16 protein-coding genes, 1 tRNA gene and 1 pseudogene are annotated in these 17,320 nt (G+C 30.5%); 15 read left to right on the plus strand and 3 right to left on the minus strand.

The features are described 5' to 3' along the window. Positions 1 to 121: 121 nt before the first annotated feature. The 10 genes and pseudogenes from L3J35_11915 (at position 122) to nth (ending at position 8,660) form a co-directional block, all read left to right on the plus strand. Positions 122 to 280: pseudogene (locus L3J35_11915) on the plus strand (cytochrome C biogenesis protein CcsA). A 119-nt stretch (positions 281 to 399) separates the two neighbouring features. After that, positions 400 to 1,227: a mechanosensitive ion channel gene (locus L3J35_11920; GenBank protein MCF6366897.1), complete on the plus strand. Its 828-nt coding sequence runs from the start codon at positions 400 to 402 to the stop codon at positions 1,225 to 1,227. 165 nt (positions 1,228 to 1,392) lie between these two features. Then, entirely contained in the window at positions 1,393 to 1,620 is a 228-nt protein-coding gene (locus tag L3J35_11925; protein ID MCF6366898.1) for a CBS domain-containing protein, read from the plus strand. Further along, the gene (locus L3J35_11930) at positions 1,613 to 3,436 is read left to right on the plus strand and encodes a chloride channel protein (protein MCF6366899.1); all 1,824 of its coding nucleotides are present in this window, start codon (positions 1,613 to 1,615) and stop codon (positions 3,434 to 3,436) included. The genes L3J35_11925 and L3J35_11930 overlap by 8 nt, the downstream gene beginning before the upstream one ends. 100 nt (positions 3,437 to 3,536) lie before the next feature. Further along, positions 3,537 to 4,082, plus strand: a complete 546-nt coding sequence (locus L3J35_11935) for a DUF1599 domain-containing protein (protein MCF6366900.1) — start codon at positions 3,537 to 3,539, stop codon at positions 4,080 to 4,082. Next, complete coding sequence (locus tag L3J35_11940) at positions 4,079 to 5,191, plus strand: DoxX family protein (protein MCF6366901.1); 1,113 nt, start codon at positions 4,079 to 4,081, stop codon at positions 5,189 to 5,191. The genes L3J35_11935 and L3J35_11940 overlap by 4 nt, the downstream gene beginning before the upstream one ends. Positions 5,192 to 5,195: 4 nt before the next feature. Further along, positions 5,196 to 5,957, plus strand: a complete 762-nt coding sequence (tpiA, locus tag L3J35_11945) for a triose-phosphate isomerase (protein MCF6366902.1) — start codon at positions 5,196 to 5,198, stop codon at positions 5,955 to 5,957. Positions 5,958 to 5,966: 9 nt separating this feature from the next. Continuing rightward, positions 5,967 to 7,181 (plus strand): citrate lyase acyl carrier protein, encoded by a 1,215-nt coding sequence (gene citD, locus L3J35_11950; protein MCF6366903.1) that lies wholly within the window; start codon positions 5,967 to 5,969, stop codon positions 7,179 to 7,181. Positions 7,182 to 7,247: 66 nt separating this feature from the next. Continuing rightward, complete coding sequence (locus tag L3J35_11955; protein MCF6366904.1) at positions 7,248 to 7,949, plus strand: PorT family protein; 702 nt, start codon at positions 7,248 to 7,250, stop codon at positions 7,947 to 7,949. Between the two features lie 69 nt (positions 7,950 to 8,018). Next, a complete protein-coding gene (gene nth, locus L3J35_11960) occupies positions 8,019 to 8,660 on the plus strand; it encodes an endonuclease III (GenBank protein MCF6366905.1) in 642 nt (213 codons plus the stop codon). On the opposite strand, the gene L3J35_11965 is transcribed toward nth, so the two are convergent. From L3J35_11965 to L3J35_11975, 3 genes are read right to left on the minus strand one after another with little or no spacing between them, the layout of a single operon-like run. Continuing rightward, entirely contained in the window at positions 8,657 to 10,576 is a 1,920-nt protein-coding gene (locus L3J35_11965; protein ID MCF6366906.1) for a putative porin, read from the minus strand. The genes nth and L3J35_11965 overlap by 4 nt on opposite strands. 51 nt (positions 10,577 to 10,627) lie before the next feature. Next, positions 10,628 to 11,692 (minus strand): hypothetical protein, encoded by a 1,065-nt coding sequence (locus L3J35_11970; GenBank protein ID MCF6366907.1) that lies wholly within the window; start codon positions 11,690 to 11,692, stop codon positions 10,628 to 10,630. Positions 11,693 to 11,723: 31 nt separating this feature from the next. Further along, positions 11,724 to 12,617: a bifunctional enoyl-CoA hydratase/phosphate acetyltransferase gene (locus L3J35_11975; GenBank protein MCF6366908.1), complete on the minus strand. Its 894-nt coding sequence runs from the start codon at positions 12,615 to 12,617 to the stop codon at positions 11,724 to 11,726. Between the two features lie 152 nt (positions 12,618 to 12,769). Between L3J35_11975 and L3J35_11980 the strand changes: the two genes are divergently transcribed. The 5 genes from L3J35_11980 to L3J35_12000 all read left to right on the plus strand — a co-directional run bounded on the left by L3J35_11980 (position 12,770) and on the right by L3J35_12000 (position 17,320). Then, positions 12,770 to 14,635: an ABC-F family ATP-binding cassette domain-containing protein gene (locus tag L3J35_11980; protein ID MCF6366909.1), complete on the plus strand. Its 1,866-nt coding sequence runs from the start codon at positions 12,770 to 12,772 to the stop codon at positions 14,633 to 14,635. Between the two features lie 95 nt (positions 14,636 to 14,730). Next, entirely contained in the window at positions 14,731 to 15,396 is a 666-nt protein-coding gene (locus L3J35_11985) for an inorganic pyrophosphatase (GenBank protein ID MCF6366910.1), read from the plus strand. An 85-nt stretch (positions 15,397 to 15,481) separates the two neighbouring features. Next, positions 15,482 to 15,554 (plus strand) — tRNA-Lys (locus L3J35_11990). A 540-nt stretch (positions 15,555 to 16,094) separates the two neighbouring features. Continuing rightward, entirely contained in the window at positions 16,095 to 16,553 is a 459-nt protein-coding gene (locus tag L3J35_11995) for a hypothetical protein (protein MCF6366911.1), read from the plus strand. Further along, positions 16,550 to 17,320 (plus strand): 4Fe-4S dicluster domain-containing protein, encoded by a 771-nt coding sequence (locus L3J35_12000; protein MCF6366912.1) that lies wholly within the window; start codon positions 16,550 to 16,552, stop codon positions 17,318 to 17,320. Before L3J35_11995 ends, L3J35_12000 begins: the two co-directional genes overlap by 4 nt.

The following is a 17,320-nucleotide window of genomic DNA, read 5'->3' on the forward strand; positions in this document are numbered from 1 at the left end:
AAAGATGTCGAAATTAGACTTGAACAAATGGAAAAAAGACACAAGAAAAGAAAATACGATATTGACCTAAATTACAGGAAACAAGCTGAAAAACAGGAAATTTTAACTTAGTAAAGTAGAATTAAGAAATGTTGAAAAAACATGGCCATATTTTCATGACGGAAGCGTTAAAGACTTAAAAGAGGCTGTTCAAATAATGGCAATTACGGAATTAGGTCAAGAATTTACGGAAGAAGAACTTAATGATGTAGTTGCATTTTTATCTTCTTTAACAGGAGAAATTAGTGATGAAACAAAGAAGTTGCCTGATTTACCGTAATTTCGAATTTTGAATATACTAAAAAACAGTAAGATAATATAACAGTAAATGTATTATTTAAAAATACTCATCAGAGTTAAATGAAAGAATTAAAAGAGATATTAAACATCGAATTATTTAATATTAATGAAAATACTTTTAAATTAAGTAACTTATTGTTGATACTTGTTATTTTCCTCGGAACAAAAATTTTGCTTTGGATAGTAAAATCTTCATTTAAGCGAAAAACACGTAACAGGAAAGATGAAAAGGGCAATTATTTAGCAATATATCAGCTTATTAAATATTTTGCATGGGTTGTAGCTATTATTTTTATTATAGAAACATTAGGAATTGATGTAACCGTTTTAATTGCCGGTTCTGCTGCACTTTTAGTCGGTATCGGTATGGGTTTGCAACAAACTTTTAATGATTTTATTTCAGGAATTATATTGTTATCAGAAGGGTCAATAAAAGTTGGTGATGTATTAGAAATTAATGGTGATGTTGTTATTGTTAAACATATAGGTATCAGAACATCAAAAGTTATTAATCGTGAAGATATAATTATTATTGTTCCTAATTCTTTAATAACTTCAAATAGTGTGATTAATTGGAGTCATCAATCAGAAATGTCAAGATTTTCTGTAGAAGTCGGAGTTGCTTATGGTAGTGATATTGATTTAGTAATTAATATTTTAGAAGAGAGTGCAAAGGAACATAAAAAGGTTGCAAACGACCATAAAATAGAAGCCAGATTTCTTGACTTTGCCGATTCATCTTTGAACTTTCAAATTTTATTTTTTAGTGAGGATGTATTTAGAATTGAGGGTATTAAAAGTGATATTAGAAAAATTATATATAAGAAATTTATTGAAAATAACATCAAAATACCGTTCCCGCAAATGGATGTTCATTTAGATAAGTAAAAAATCTTTAAAATAATTCATTAACAGCGTATTGATTGTTTAATCTTTACGCTATTTTTACAGTTAGAAAAAAGTTAAAATGCCTGACTTAAAAAGAACATTACGTTTTTATATCCTGAAAAAATACTTTTCGGAATTTTATTATTAGATGATATTCGAGAAATTATGTTTGATAATTCATATTATGATAATACATTTGCACACGACTTAATGAGAATTCCTCCTGCAATTATTGAGAAATCAGAAAAAATGAAATCAGTTATTAATAAATTTAACAAAACCGACTCATGGAATTTACCTGTTACGGAAAATAATAGGTACATAGGATTTGTTTCAAAATCAAGAATGTTCAATGAATACCGGAAACTTTTAGTAACTATTTCGCATGAATGATTCCAAATCAGAAATATCAGGTTTCAGAAGTCGGTACAAAAAAATGATGCACCGTTATACATTTAAATTGTTAAAATGGAGAATTAGGCATCTCCCTGACAAACAGTTCATTATGTTTCTGTCTGCAATTATAGGTTTGCTTTCGGGAATTATTGCTTTTACGATTAAAGGTGCCGTTCATCTCATTCAATTACTTCTTAAAAGTCCTGTTTTTGAAGAAACACGCTATTTTTTATACATTATTTTTCCCGCTATCGGAATTTTCCTTACAGTAATCTTTATCAAATACCTTATTAAGAAAAAAGTTGAACACGGTATTCCGGGTGTATTGTATGCTATTTCAAAGAAACACGGTTTTATGAAACCGCATAATCTTTTTTCTTCAATAATAACAAGTGCTTTTACGGTCGGTTTCGGGGGGTCGGTCGGTTTGGAAGGTCCCACGGTAGCAACGGGTGCCGCATACGGTTCAAATCTCGGAAAAATATTTCATTTAAGTTACAAGCAAAGAATGTTGTTACTCGGAGCAGCAGCAGCCGGAGCAATGTCTGCAATATTTAAAGCTCCTTTGGCAGGTATTGTTTTTGCTTTGGAAGTAATAATGATAGACCTCACTATGTACACCGTAATTCCTATACTTATATCTTCGGTAACGGGTGCTCTGTCCTCATATTTCCTTTTCGGGTTAGGTGTTATTTACCCTTTCGATTTAAAAACGGCATTCGTTATGAGCGATTTGCCGTATTATTTGTTGCTCGGAATTTTAACCGGATTAGTCGCATCATATTTCACATATGTATATGTATTTATTGAAAAACTTTTTTCACGATTTAAAAGAATATACATCAGGCTGTTTGCGGGAGCAATAATACTCGGAGTATTAATATATTTCTTTCCTTTCTTTTACGGTGAAGGCTATGAAGTTACAAATTCAGCTTTGCACGGTAAATTTGACTATTTACATGACAATCATATTTTTGGTGATTTCTCTGATAATAAGTATATTATATTGATTCTGTTTCTTATAATAATATTGCTTAAGGTTGTTGCAACTTCTGTTACTTTCGGTGCAGGAGGAATTGGCGGAATCTTTGCTCCTACATTATTTACGGGTGCAAATACCGGATTGTTCTTTACTTTTATTATGAGCATTTTTGGTGTAGGAACACTTCAAAAAGAAAATTTTGCAATGGTAGGAATGGCAGGAATGATTGCCGGTGTTTTACATGCACCGCTTACTGCTATTTTTTTAATCGGTGATTTAACGGGAGGCTACGGATTATTTATTCCGCTTATGGTTGTTTCGACAATTTCGTTTGCAACCGCCAGAATTTTCCATAAAAACTCTGTTTATACAATACAATTAGCCGGAAGAGGTGAGTTAATGACACATCATAAAGACAAAAATGTACTTTCAATGATGAGAATTGATAAGTTGATTGAAAAAAACTTTTACGTTTTAAAACCCGAAACTAATTTAAAAGAAATTAAAGAGGCATTTATAAAATCAGAACGGAACATTTTTCCTGTTGTTGATGATAATAATATGTTTTTGGGAATTATTACGATAGCAAATTTTAAAGACGTTATTTTTGACGAAGAAAAATACGAAACTGTATTTGCAAGCAATTTAATGTTTAAGCCATTGATTCATATAGAGTTAAGCGAAAGCATGGAAAATATTGCACAGAAAATACAAAAAAGTGGTTTATTTAATATTGTTGTTTTGGATAAAGGAAAATATGCGGGATTTGTTTCAAGAGCAAATGTTTTTTCTTCATACAGAAGGTTGCTTAAGCATTTTTCGGATGATTAATGTAAAATTACATTAAATGCTTTTTGTGAAAAGCAATTTATATCAAATTTTGCTTTTTGCAGAAAGCAAAAAATATTTAATTTTGAACAAAAATAAAATAATGCCCGATACAAATAAGCAATACGATGAAGTAAAAAAAATATGTGAAGATATTTTTGTGAAAAAATTGCAAGATTACGGCACGGCTTGGCGTATTTTAAGAACAAGTTCTCTTACGGACCAAATATATATAAAAGCACAACGAATAAGAACACTTGAAACAACAACCGAGCAAAAAGTTGATGAAGGAATAGTTCCGGAATATATAGGAATAATAAATTATTCAATAATAGCATTGATACAAATAGAACTCGGAACAAGCGAAGATGTAAATATGGATGTTGAACTTGCAACAAAACTTTATGTGAAATACTTCACTGAAGCAAAGGAACTTATGTTTAAAAAAAATCATGATTATGACGAAGCATGGAGAAGTATGCGAGTAAGTTCTTTTACCGATTTGATTTTAATGAAAATATTCAGAACAAAAGAAATTGAAAACAATAAGGGCAAAACATTAATATCTGAAAATGTTGATGCTAACTATTTTGATATGATAAATTATGCAGTTTTTGCAATGATAAAAATGGTAATTGAAAAAAAATGAAAACATTAATAACAATCAGCAGAATAATTACAGGAGTAGTTTTCGCTTTTTCCGGGTTTGTAAAATCAGTTGACCCGATAGGAACTCAAATAAAGTTTGAAGATTATTTTGGTGCAATGGGTTTAGATTTTTTAATGCCTGTTGCTTTAACTTTCTCAATTTTATTAAATGCGGCAGAGCTTGTAATCGGTTTAATGTTAATTTTTAACCTTTTCCCGAAACTAACTTCTTGGACAGCATTACTTTTCTTAATAATTTTCACACCTTTAACTTTTTGGCTTGCAATTGCAAATCCTGTAACAGATTGCGGTTGTTTCGGTGATGCAATAAAACTTACTAACTGGCAAACATTTTGGAAAAACGTAGTTTTATTAGCTTTCGTTTTACTGTTCTTTATTAACAGAAAGAAAGTAACTTCAAAATACAGTATTAAAAAAGCAAGTATTAATACCGTTATTTTTCTAATAGCTGTTTTCTCTTTTCAGTTTCATAATCTTGTTAACTTACCATTAATTGATTTCAGACCGTTCAAAATTGGAGTGAATATAAAAGAAGCATCATCAACACCCGAAGATGCAGAAAAAGATGTATATGAAACGGCATTATTTTATAAAAATTTACAAACCGGAGAAAGCAAAGAATTCTCGATTGACAATATACCCTATGAGGATACTTTGACTTGGGAATATGATACAACAATTACAAAATTAATATCAAAAGGTTATGAACCGTCTATACATGATTTCTTTTTAAACAATTTGTCAGGTAGAGATTTAACGGAACAAATTTTAAATAACACGGAAACCTCTTTTATTTTAATTCTTCATAATTTTGAGAAAGGAATTAAAAAATTAGATAATAAGATTAAAGATATTTCTTATTTTGCGAAACAAAATAATATCAATTTTTATTGTTTTACTTCTTCTGAATCTTCAGAAATTCAAATTTACAAAGAACGTTTGCCTAAGTATATTAAAATATGTACGGGAGATTATAAAATGTTAAAAACATTTATAAGAGCAAATCCCGGTTTCGTTGTTCTTAAAGATGCTGTTATAATTGATAAGCAGCATTATAAAAATATTGATTTAAACGATTTTAAAAAATAAGAATATGAGAAAAAAAATAGTTGCCGGAAACTGGAAAATGAACACGATATTAAGAGAAGGCGTATCATTGGCTTCTGATATAAATAAAGGTTTAAAAGATTTCAGTTTAAGGGAAGAAGTTGAAGTTATTATTGCTCCGCCTTTCACTCATTTAACTTTTGTAAAGCAAGTTATTGATAATGACAACATTAAGGTTTCTGCTCAGAACTGTGCCGCAGAAGATAAAGGAGCATATACGGGAGAAGTTTCTGCCGAAATGTTAAAAATGTTAGGTTGCGGGGCAGTAATTTTAGGGCATTCGGAACGAAGAGCATATTATAACGAAACCTCCGAAACTTTATTTAAAAAAGTAAACCAAGCATTAGCAAATAACTTAACTCCGATTTTTTGTTGCGGTGAAATGCTTGAACAAAGAGAAGCCGGTAATCACTTTAATATTGTTGAAACTCAAATTTCTGACGGCTTATTTCATCTGTCCGAGAGTGATTTTGCAAAAGTTGTAATTGCTTATGAACCGGTTTGGGCAATAGGTACAGGTGTAACGGCTTCAAAAGAGCAAGCACAAGAAATGCATGAGTTTATTCGAAAAATTGTTAAAACAAAATACGGAAATAATATTGCCGAAAATTTAACAATTTTATACGGCGGAAGCGTTAAACCTTCAAATGCAAAAGAAATATTTGCTCAGCCTGATGTTGACGGAGGTTTAATCGGAGGAGCATCACTAAATGCTGAAAGTTTTATTGATATTATAAAAGCCATATAGTTTAAAACAATGAATAAAAAAGTATATACGGCAGGAGATAATAATCCGAAAACAAGGTCGGATTGTTTTGTTACTTTAGAAATAACAAAAAACAACGGAATTAATATTGAATTAATAAGTAAAGTTGCAGGTTTGTACGGTGACTCTATTAAGAAACTGTGTAAAGAAGAACTAAATTTCTTCGGAATAAAAAATGCAAATATAAAAATACAAGACACGGGAGCTCTTGATTTCACAATTGCTGCAAGAATCGAAGCTGCTGTTAAGCAAGCAATAGAAACAGATAAGGAGTTTTTGCTTGATATACTTGACGAAAATAAATACAGTACAAAAAAAGGCGATTTCAGATTTTCAAGATTATACCTTCCGGGAAACTCTCCGAAAATGATGCTTAATGCCGGAGTACACGGTGCAAACGGTATTATATTAGACCTTGAAGACTCAGTTGCACCCTCAAAAAAAGCAGAAGCAAGATTGATTGTTCGTAATGCATTAAGAAGCATTGATTTCTACGGAGCCGAGAGAATGGTGAGAATCAACCAATTACCCATGGGCTTAGAGGATGTTAAATATGTTGCATCACATTATGTTAACTTAATTCTAATTCCGAAATGTGAAAGTGCAAATCAAATTCTTCAAGTTGAAGAAGAAATTGAAAAAGAAAGAAAAAAACACGGCTTTGATTACCCTGTTTATTTTATGCCTATTATTGAAAGTGCTCTCGGAATTGAAAATGCTTTTGAAATTGCAAGTTCATCAGAAAATGTTGTTGCATTGGCAATAGGGCTTGAAGATTTTACGGCAGATTTGGGAGTAAAAAGAACCAAAGAGGGCAAAGAATCATTATATGCGAGAACTCGTTTAGTTAATGCATGTAAAGCCGCCGGAATTCAACCTATAGATTCAGTTTTTTCTGATGTTGCCGATGAAGATGGTTTACGAAATACAGTAAAAGAAAGTAAAATGTTAGGGTTTGAAGGTATAGGTTGTATTCATCCTCGCCAAATAATGCCCATACATGAAAGTTTTGCTCCCGAACAATCAGAAATCGACAGAGCAAAAAAAATTATTAAAGCATTCAATGAAGCAACAGAAAAAGGTTTGGGCGTAATTTCAATAGGTTCAAAAATGATTGACCCTCCGGTTGTGAAAAGAGCTGAAAAAACTATTAACTTAGCCCTGAAATTAAACCTTTTATCAAAAAAATGGCTTGAAGAAGACTAATAATTTTTCAAATTTTAAAAAAACTTTATATTTACAGGTTCATATTTCTAACTATATATTATAATTATGAAAAAACAATTGCTGATTTTTTTTACGGGAATTTTAATGACATTTACATCAATGTCTCAAAGTAATATAGGAATAATTATCGGAGGCGGTGTTTCCGATTTCAGAATAAGAACTGACAGTATTGCCGGTGATAAAATTTTAAATAAAGAAGATTTAAATTTCCGTATAATGTATCAAGCAGGTTTTAATTTTGAGAACATTTTGATAGAAAGACAATTATATTTGCAATTTGGTTTACAAGCCAGAAGCAGCGGTTATTCATCTCATAATGACAGCATAGGAATGTACTTTCATACTATTCATATTCCGCTTGAAATAAAATATAAATATTTCTTTGACAGAAGAGGAGAAGGATATGTTTACGGTTCGGCAGGCCCGTATGCATCTGCTTCTTACAGAGGAATACAATATAATTATGAAGCGGTTGATAATTTTTTAGCAGATACTAACGGAAATCTTGAAATGTATAATCCGAGAATAAAACTCGGAAAATCATCTTCTGACGATATTATGGCTTTTGATTACGGAGTAAATGCCGGTTTCGGTTTCGGTTACAGCAATTTTCAAATAGGTTATAATTTCGGGCTCGGATTTGCTAATATGGTTCCGAAAGCTTTATCAGAAGCTGAGTCTTCAAAATTATTACTTCGTAACGGTTATCATTCAGTTACATTAGGTTTTTATTTCTCTAATAAATAAAACTTTGTTTTTAATATATAAGTTTCTGCTCGGTATTCTCCGGACAGAAACTTTTTTATTTGTTTAAAAATGACAAAAAAAGAACGATACAAAAAACTTATAGAATATTTTCAAAAAAATATGCCTGTTGCCGAAACAGAATTGAATTATAATAACCCTTATGAATTATTAGTTGCGGTAATTTTATCGGCACAATGCACAGATAAACGTGTTAATATTATTACCGTTGATCTTTTTAAAAGATTTACAGATGCAAAAGTTTTGTCAGAGGCAGATAAAGAAGAAGTTTTTGAATATATCAGATCTTGTTCGTATCCGAATAATAAAGCAAAATATCTTGTAGAAACGGCAAAAATGTTAGTAAATGATTTTGATAATAAAATTCCTTCGGATATTGATGAGCTTCAAAAATTACCGGGAGTAGGTCGAAAAACAGCAAATGTTATTGCATCAGTAATTTACAATAAGCCTACAATGGCGGTTGATACTCATGTTTTCAGAGTTTCTGAAAGGATAGGGTTAACAACAAACTCAAAAACACCTCTTACTACCGAAAAAGAGTTAGTTAAACATTTTCCGGAAGATATAATTCCTCTTGCACACCATTGGTTGATATTACACGGAAGATATGTTTGCAAAGCAAAAAGACCGAATTGTAAAGAGTGCGGACTGAAGAATATTTGCAGATTTATTGAAAGACAAAATGACTAATTTTTAAAAGTCCAACGAATTGAGAACTTGAATAATCTTCCGTAAACCGGATAATGATTAATTTGAACGGGATATTTTACATTTAAAAGTCCGGAATTAATATGCTGAAATTTAAAAGAAAGTAAAACATTTTTCTTTATTTTTAAATTCATAAAAACTCCTACAAAAGGATAATTCCCGATTACGGGCGAGTTAATACCCTCAGAATAGAACTGCCCTATTGCTGAATTAAAGTTTAATACTTTATATTTTGAAGAAAAATAAACTTCGTAGCCCAAATAAGTTAATAAGGCATCCTTGTATTGAAATTTTATTGATGTTGAATGCAATAAGGCTAATTGAGGCAGCGGAATTTTATTTTCATTTGAAGATTTTTGCCAATAAATATTATTTGAAATCTTGAATTTATTAAGCGAGAAATCTTTCTTTAAATTTGCCGTTAAAATAAAAATTATAGAATCATATTGCAAAAAACCTTTTGCAGGTTCAAGAAATGTGTAATTATATATCGCAGATGTATTGAAAGAAGCTTGTGTTTTGTATTTTTCTGATTTAAAGCTAATTAAGCCTTCATATTCTTTTATTTTTTCAAGTTCATTTTCCCAAAAAAAGTGATTTGAGTAATAATTTTGTTTAAAATAGTCAGGTTTGTAGTTTGTATATTCAAAATTGATGTTAAATAAAACAGGGCTTTTTAATACCTTAAAAACTTTAATTAAATCAAACTTTGTTCTGAAATCATTTTTTCTGAAACCGGTATAATAATATTTTACAAAAAAAAATGTTTCGGAATTTAAGAATTTTTCAGAGAATATTTTAGCTGTAACATTATTTTCAAAAAACACATTGCTGTTTTCAAGAATTATGTAATCTTTGAAGTTATAATATTCTTTCAAATCTGCCTCTAAAATAATTGAGAATCCGAATTTGTTTTTTTCTTCAAAAACTTGTTCGCTGCCCAGTTTTATTTTGTTTGAAATACCCGTTAATGAAATTGAATCAGACGTAAACTCTTCGTTATAGAAAAAATTGTTATATAATCCGCTTCCTGAGGTTGTTTCGGAACGCGGTATTTCCGTGTCGGAATAAAGCCTGTATTTTTTATATAGTACTAAGTTGTGCGATAAGCTTATTTTTGGTTCTAATACTTTCATAATTGTATCTCTGTAAGATATATTTTTGTATTGACCGAACCTATATTGTTGAGTTGCGGATATTTCTTGATTGTTAAGTGAAATATTTGCTTCTGTCATATTCGGAGGGGGAAATTTTGTATCACTGCCTAATGAATCAATAAAACCTCCGCTGTTTTCATTGTTTATTTTATTAAAGACAAAAGAAGCATGTAAAAAGTATCTGTTTTTATTATAGTTTAATGTAATTACAGAAGTATTAACTTTTGTTTCCTGAAAATCTGTTTGTCCCTTTGATGTTAAAAAATCAAAATTTGCAGCGACATTAAAATTTGGATTTATATTTTGTGTATGAGTAAAATTAATAGTTTGTAAGTTTCTTATTTTTGTTGATGTTGTATGCATTACAGCTGTATAAGGGCGGCGAGTATTGTAGTAATTAACATTTCCGGAATTTTTTAAGAAGATAAAATAAGGAGAACTAAATAGGAAATCTCGGTTAAAATCGTCATCTCTTTTAATGAAAATATCAGATATATTTGCAGAGCCGAAGTTTCCTAGATTAGAAGTTAATATACTCCATTTTTCTTCATCGCTTGAGTTATGAAAAGTTTCTGCAGAGCTGTCTTCAAGTTGAATGTTGTTCTTTGTAAAGTTATCTTCCAAATTCCAAATTAAAAGAATATTTTTTAAAGAATCTGAATCATGTTGAGCTTTAAGTGAGGCAAAACTGAAAAAGACAATAAATAGAATAAAATATTTTTTGTTAAATTTCTTAGTCACTTTATAAGATGAATTTTTTGTTAAGATGAATATATAATATTTTACGGAATGTTATTTCAACATTTTAATTGCTGACACGTTTGTTACATATTCTTCTGCTTTTTGAGTTGATAATTCACATAAAGCTACTCCTTTTTCTTCCGATTCTTTTAATAAACTAAATGTATTACTGTAAATGTCATTTAATTCACACTCAACTTTTTCAGAACCGTATCCTTCAATTTCGTTTGACATCTGAATAATATCTCCTCCGTTTATTATATACCCGGGAATGTAAAGAACGTTATTTTGTTTTAATATTGATATATCTTTAGGATTTTTTAACGGTTGGTTTGTTCCTCCGGTAAGTATTTTGCTTTTAATTCGTTTTATGTTTTCTGTTGTGATTAGTTTTTCGGTTGCACATGAACAAAAAATATCACATTCAACATCATATATTTTATCAGGTTTTTCAATACTGATGTTTTTAACATTATCCTGAATAACTTTAATTCTGTCATAAATTTTATCAGTTATTGTAATTTGTGCTTCTTCTTTAATTAATTCTTTTACAAGTTCAGAGCCTAAATCTCCTATTCCTTGAACAACAACTTTTAATCCTTTTAACGACCCTGAATTTAATTTGTGTTTTGTTGCTGCCTTTAGCCCTTTAATAATTCCTTTTGCTCTGTTTACATATATTTTTCCCAATCCGCCATGGCTTTCCTCAATCCCGATTGTATATTTTGATTCTCTTCCTACAAAGTTCATATCTTGATATGAAATACCTTTACTGATAGACATAAACAACTTACCGTTCCATCGGTTTAAAAACACACCTAATGCTCTAAAATACATTTCTGATTTTACCTTTCCCGGATCTCCTATTAAAACAATACTTGCTCCGCCCATGCTTCTTCTTAGTAATGAAGCCCTCAGTGAATTGTAATAAGCGATATCTAAGGCATCGGAAATTGCATCATCTTCATTTTTATATTCAAATAACTTAGCGGAAGCATTTGCAGGTCCTAGTATTATACTGTCAACTGCAATAATTGCTTTTAGTCGCAAACTTTCTTCTTCAAAAAATAACAGTTCTCTGCTGTTATTCTTTTTCATGTGTTCAAATATATTCATGGCTTTAGCTTTAATATTTTAAAAATATAATTTAAGAAACAGCGGCTAATACAATACTGTTTAATTTGGATTCTTCTGAATCTGAACGAGATGTTAATACTATAGGAGCACTTGCACCTAAAATTACTGCTGCAAGTTTTCCTCCGGTATATGAAAATGATTTGTATAAAACGTTGCCTGCTTCAATATTAGGCATCAATAATAAATCAGCTTCCCCGGCAACTTCCGATATTATTTTTTTATGCTTGGCACTTTCTTTACTCATGGCATTATCAAAAGCCAGAGGTCCGTCAATAATACAATCAGGTATTTGATTACGTTGTGCCATTTTCGAAAGAATAGCAGCATCAATTGTTGCAGTCATTTTTTCATTAACAGTTTCAACTGCTCCTATTACGGCAACTTTGGGTTCTTTGTATCCAATTTTAAGCATATAGTTTACCGCGTTTTGAATAATGCCGGCTTTTTCTTTTAATGTCGGAGCAATATTCATTGCAACATCTGTTAAGCCTATTAGTTTATAATAATTTTGAAGCTCAAAAAATGCAAAGTGAGATAAAAGATTTCCGATTTTTAAACCCCACTCATCATTTAACACCCCTTTTAATAAAGTTGCCGTTCCTACATTTCCTTTCATTAAAATATCTGCACCGCCGGATTTAATTAATTGAATGCTTTTTTTAACAGCTTCGGATTTGTTTGAGGTATGAATAAGTTCAATATTTTTTAAATCATAACCGTTATCGTTACATAGTTTTCTGATTTCATTTTTATCGCCTACTAATATCGGCTCAATAATTTGTTTTGATTTTGCCGAAAAAACTGCATCTAATGAATGGTCGTCGGCTGCGGCAGCTAATACTAGTTTTTTTATGTTTTCTTTTGCCTGAATTCTGTCATATAATTCAGAAATCTTTTTTAACATATTTTACTGTTTAATTTGAATACAATTTTACGAAAAATTATTTGTTTTTTATAATGATTCTTGAATTTTGAAAATATATATTTCTAATTTATTGTTTTAGACAAAACTCTGAAAAAAAAATATAATTTTGACCAAAATTGAAAAACAAAACAATGACTTATTTACAGGTTGAAAATCTTTCCAAATCATACGGGAATAAGACACTATTTGAAAACATTTCTTTTGTAATAAATAAAAAAGATAAATGTGCATTAATTGCAAAAAACGGTGCCGGAAAAACTACTTTACTGAATATAATAACGGGAAATGATATTGCAGATTCAGGAAAATCCGGCTTAAACAAAGATATTTCGACGGCATATTTAATACAAGAGCCGGTTTTTGAAGGAAGCAAAACAGTTATTGATCAAGTTTTTGAATCTTCTGATAAAATTTCAAAAATTATCAAAGACTACGAACAAGCTATGTTGTCAGAAGATGAAAGTATGATACAGAAAGCTGTTGAAACAATGGACAGAGAAGATGCTTGGGACTTTGAACGAGAAATAAAATTAATTCTCACAAAATTGAAAATTACTGATTTTGAGAAAAAAGTAAGTGTTTTATCCGGCGGGCAAAGAAAACGTTTGGCATTAGCAAATGTTTTATTAAGCAAACCTGATTTTATAATTTTGGATGAACCTACAAATCATCTTGATTTCGAGATGATTGAATGGCTTGAAGAATACTTGGCAAAATCTGAAATAACTGTATTTTTAGTTACACACGACAGGTATTTTTTAGATAAGGTTTGTAATGTAATATTAGAAATTGATGATAATCAAATATTCAGATACAAAGGAAATTACTTACATTATTTAAAGAAAAGAACTGAAAGAATTGAAATAACTAATGCAAATATTGAAAAGGCAAAGAACTTATTAATAAAAGAAAGCAAATGGATGAACCGCCAACCGCAAGCAAGAGCAACAAAAGCTAAAAGTCGGATTGATAATTTTTATAAAATAAAAGAAGATGCAAATAAGAAAATTGATACTCAGGCTGTAAGTATTGATGTTGAGGGAAAACGTTTGGGAAAGAAATTAATTGATATATACAATATTAAAAAAAGTTATGATAAACTGAATTTGGTAAATGACTTTTCTTATAAATTCGTAAAAGGTGAGAAAATTGGTATTTTTGGGAATAACGGAGTAGGGAAGAGTACATTTTTAAATATATTAACGAATAAAGTACAACCGGACAGCGGTTATTTGGAAACAGGAGAAACAGTTTCTGTCGGTTTTTTTGAGCAATCATCAGTTAATAATTTAGATGAGAATAAACATTTAATTGAAGTAATAAAAGATATAGCAGAGGTTATTTCATTAGGTAAAAACCATGAAATATCAGCGGGTCAATTTGCAGAGTATTTTTTATTTCCTCGAAGTATGCATTATAATTATGTATCTCAATTAAGCGGAGGAGAAAAACGCAGATTATATTTAATGACGGTTTTAATGAAAAATCCGAATTTTTTAATTTTGGATGAGCCTACTAATGATTTGGATATAATGACTTTAAATGTATTGGAAGATTACCTCAGAAAATTTAAAGGAACAGTAATAATTGTGTCTCACGACAGATATTTTCTTGACAAAGTTGCAGAAACTTTATTTATATTCGAAGGAAACGGTATAATTAAAAACTTCCCGGGGAATTATTCCGCATATAATCATTATTTGATTAATAAAGAAAAAGAGAAAAAAAGAGAAAAGTCGGCTGAGAATAAAATAAGTTCAAATAAAAAACATACAGAAAAAAAGCAAAAATTAACTTATAAAGAAAGATTTGAGTTTGAACAACTTGAAAGTGAGTTGAAAACATTAGGGAATGAAAAAAACAATATTGAAGAATACATTAATACAGGAAATTTTGAAGATAATAAGTTAGCAGAAAAATCGAAGAGGCTTATATTTATAAAAGAATTAATTGATGATAAAGAAATGCGATGGCTTGAATTAAGTGAAAATTTATAGTATATACAGTTTAAATCCGTTAATTTGGTTTTAACAATTTAATTTCTTTACTTTTGTAAGATATTACAATACTTAATGGATATAAATAAGTAATAATGCAAAAAAAAGCACTTGATCCGATTGGAACCTTAATGGGTTTAAGATATAAATCTCATCCTTGGCACGGCATTGAAATAGGAGAAAATTCACCCGAAATAGTGACAAGTTTTATTGAAATGGTTCCTACGGATACGGTTAAATATGAAGTAGATAAGACAAGCGGTTACCTGACAATTGACAGACCGCAAAAGTTTTCAAGTATTTTACCTGCCTTATATGGTTTTATTCCGCAAACATATTGCGGAAATCAACTTGCCGAAGTAAGCAGAGAAAAATTAAAAAGACCTGAGATAATTGGTGACGGCGACCCCTTAGATATTTGTATTCTTACAGAAAAGGAAATCACACACGGTGATATTTTGGTACAGGCAAGACCTATAGGAGGATTTAGAATGATAGACGGAAATGAAGCTGACGATAAAATTATTGCGGTTTTAAAAGGTGATGCCGTTTACGGAGATTATAAAGATATAAGTGATTGCCCGAAAGCAGTAGTTGACAGATTGAAACATTATTTTTTAACATACAAAGATATGCCGGGTAAACATAAACACAGATGTGAGATAACCCATACTTATAATAAAGAAGAGGCATATGATTTAATCGTTCGCTCAGAAAGAGATTACAGAAATTTTATCGAGAGAACTTTATTTGAACAATAAAAAATTTAAAAAAAGTTTTTATTTTTTTTGGAAAATAAAATTTTGATTTTACCTTTGCATCCGCTTTAAAAGCAAACCCTAAAATGACTTCTTAGCTCAGTTGGTAGAGCAACGCCCTTTTAAGGCGTGGGTCCTGAGTTCGAGCCTCAGAGGGGTCACTTAAACCGCTGATATAATCAGCGGTTTTTTATTTATAGGCAGTAGTGTTAAAAAGTAGTAAAACGAGAATTAACTAATTTTATAAGATTAATAAATTCTGCAAAATAAACAGAGTAAACAAACTTTGTTCTGTAATACAGGATTAAATTATAATACATTTGCATTACTGTGTATAATATCAGAATTTTTTCACTGAGCATTTTCATATTTAAATTTTCAAACAGTATAATTCATAAAATTTTAATCTTCTTTTATTTCTCGGTTGTATAAAAAATGCCGAGTACTACGGTAACACTGTTTTATAAACGCATTTTATACAAATAGAAGTATTTATATATATCAATTCATTAATAATCAGACACTTTGATATTTGTCAAGATTAATTTTCTTATTCAACAAAATAGCTAATATTTTTTTTCAGACAACAAAATATATCTATACATTGCACAGCAGAAAATTGAAAACTTCAACAAAGGAAGGATATTTCTATAAAATCAGTTTTCTGTAATATGTTCTTAATCAACTAAAAGCATTAAACTATGCCATTACAAATAAGACGACCTCTAATATTGTTTGCTGTAATTATTATTCTTTTTTTAACTGCCCGACATTTCTTAACTCCCGAATCTTTCGGTGAGAAAGGGTTTTACAGAGGAAATGCGTTAGAAGAAAATATGGACAGAGAAATAAGGCATACCGGAGATAAATCATGTTTCGAATGTCATGATGATAAAATTGCAGAAAGAGATTCGAGTGTCCATATTTCTGTGAAGTGTGAAGTTTGCCACGGCCCGGGTTATAAACACATTTTAAGCGGAGAAGCAAATGATATTGAAAAACCTGACGGTGTAACAAACTGTAAGTGGTGCCATACAAAAAATGCTGCAAGACCGACTACTGTAATTAATCAAATAGATATTCAAGAACACTTGATTGACAATGGTGCTGAGAAGTGTATTGAATGTCATGAAAATCCGCATAATCCTATAATTCAATGAAAACAAAAAAAGAAGAGAAAAAATCAAGACGTGAATTTTTAAAAGCTGCCGGAATAGGAATCGGCGGAGTATTTGCTGCAACTGTTTTACAGCCGTTTACAGCTGTTTTATATGCATCAAAAGAACCTGAAGGTGCAGGACCGTGGTACGGTATAGCTATTGATATAGAAAAATGTATCGGTTGCGGAAGCTGTGCAAGAGCTTGTAAAAATGAAAATGATGTTCCGCGTGAGCCGTTTTATTTCCGATCTTGGGTTGAACAATATACAATAAAAAATGACGGAGAAATAAAAGTTGAGTCTCCGAACGGAGGAATAGACGGGTTTACTCAATCAGTTCCAGATGAAGATATTTTTAAATCATTCTTTGTTCCTAAAATGTGTAATCACTGTTCGCAAGCACCCTGTGTTCAGGTGTGTCCGGTAGGAGCTACATTTGAAACTGACGACGGTATTGTTCTCGTTGATCAAAACTACTGCATAGGTTGCCGATATTGTGTGCAAGCTTGTCCGTACGGGGCTCGTTATGTTCACCCTGAAAAAAATGTAGTTGATAAATGTACATTATGTTATCACAGATTAAAAAAAGGACTAAATCCTGCTTGTATGGATGCGTGTCCGACAGGTGCAAGAATATTCGGCGATTTACGAGATAAAGAAGGAGAGTTGTTTAAATTTTTGAAAGAACATACTTGCCATGTTTTAAAATCACACCTGAATACCGGGAGTAAGTTATTTTATAATTCATTAAATCAAGAGGTTAGGTAA

It is taken from the genome of Bacteroidales bacterium, from assembly GCA_021648725.1.
Taxonomy (GTDB): Bacteria; Bacteroidota; Bacteroidia; order Bacteroidales; family JAADGE01; genus JAADGE01.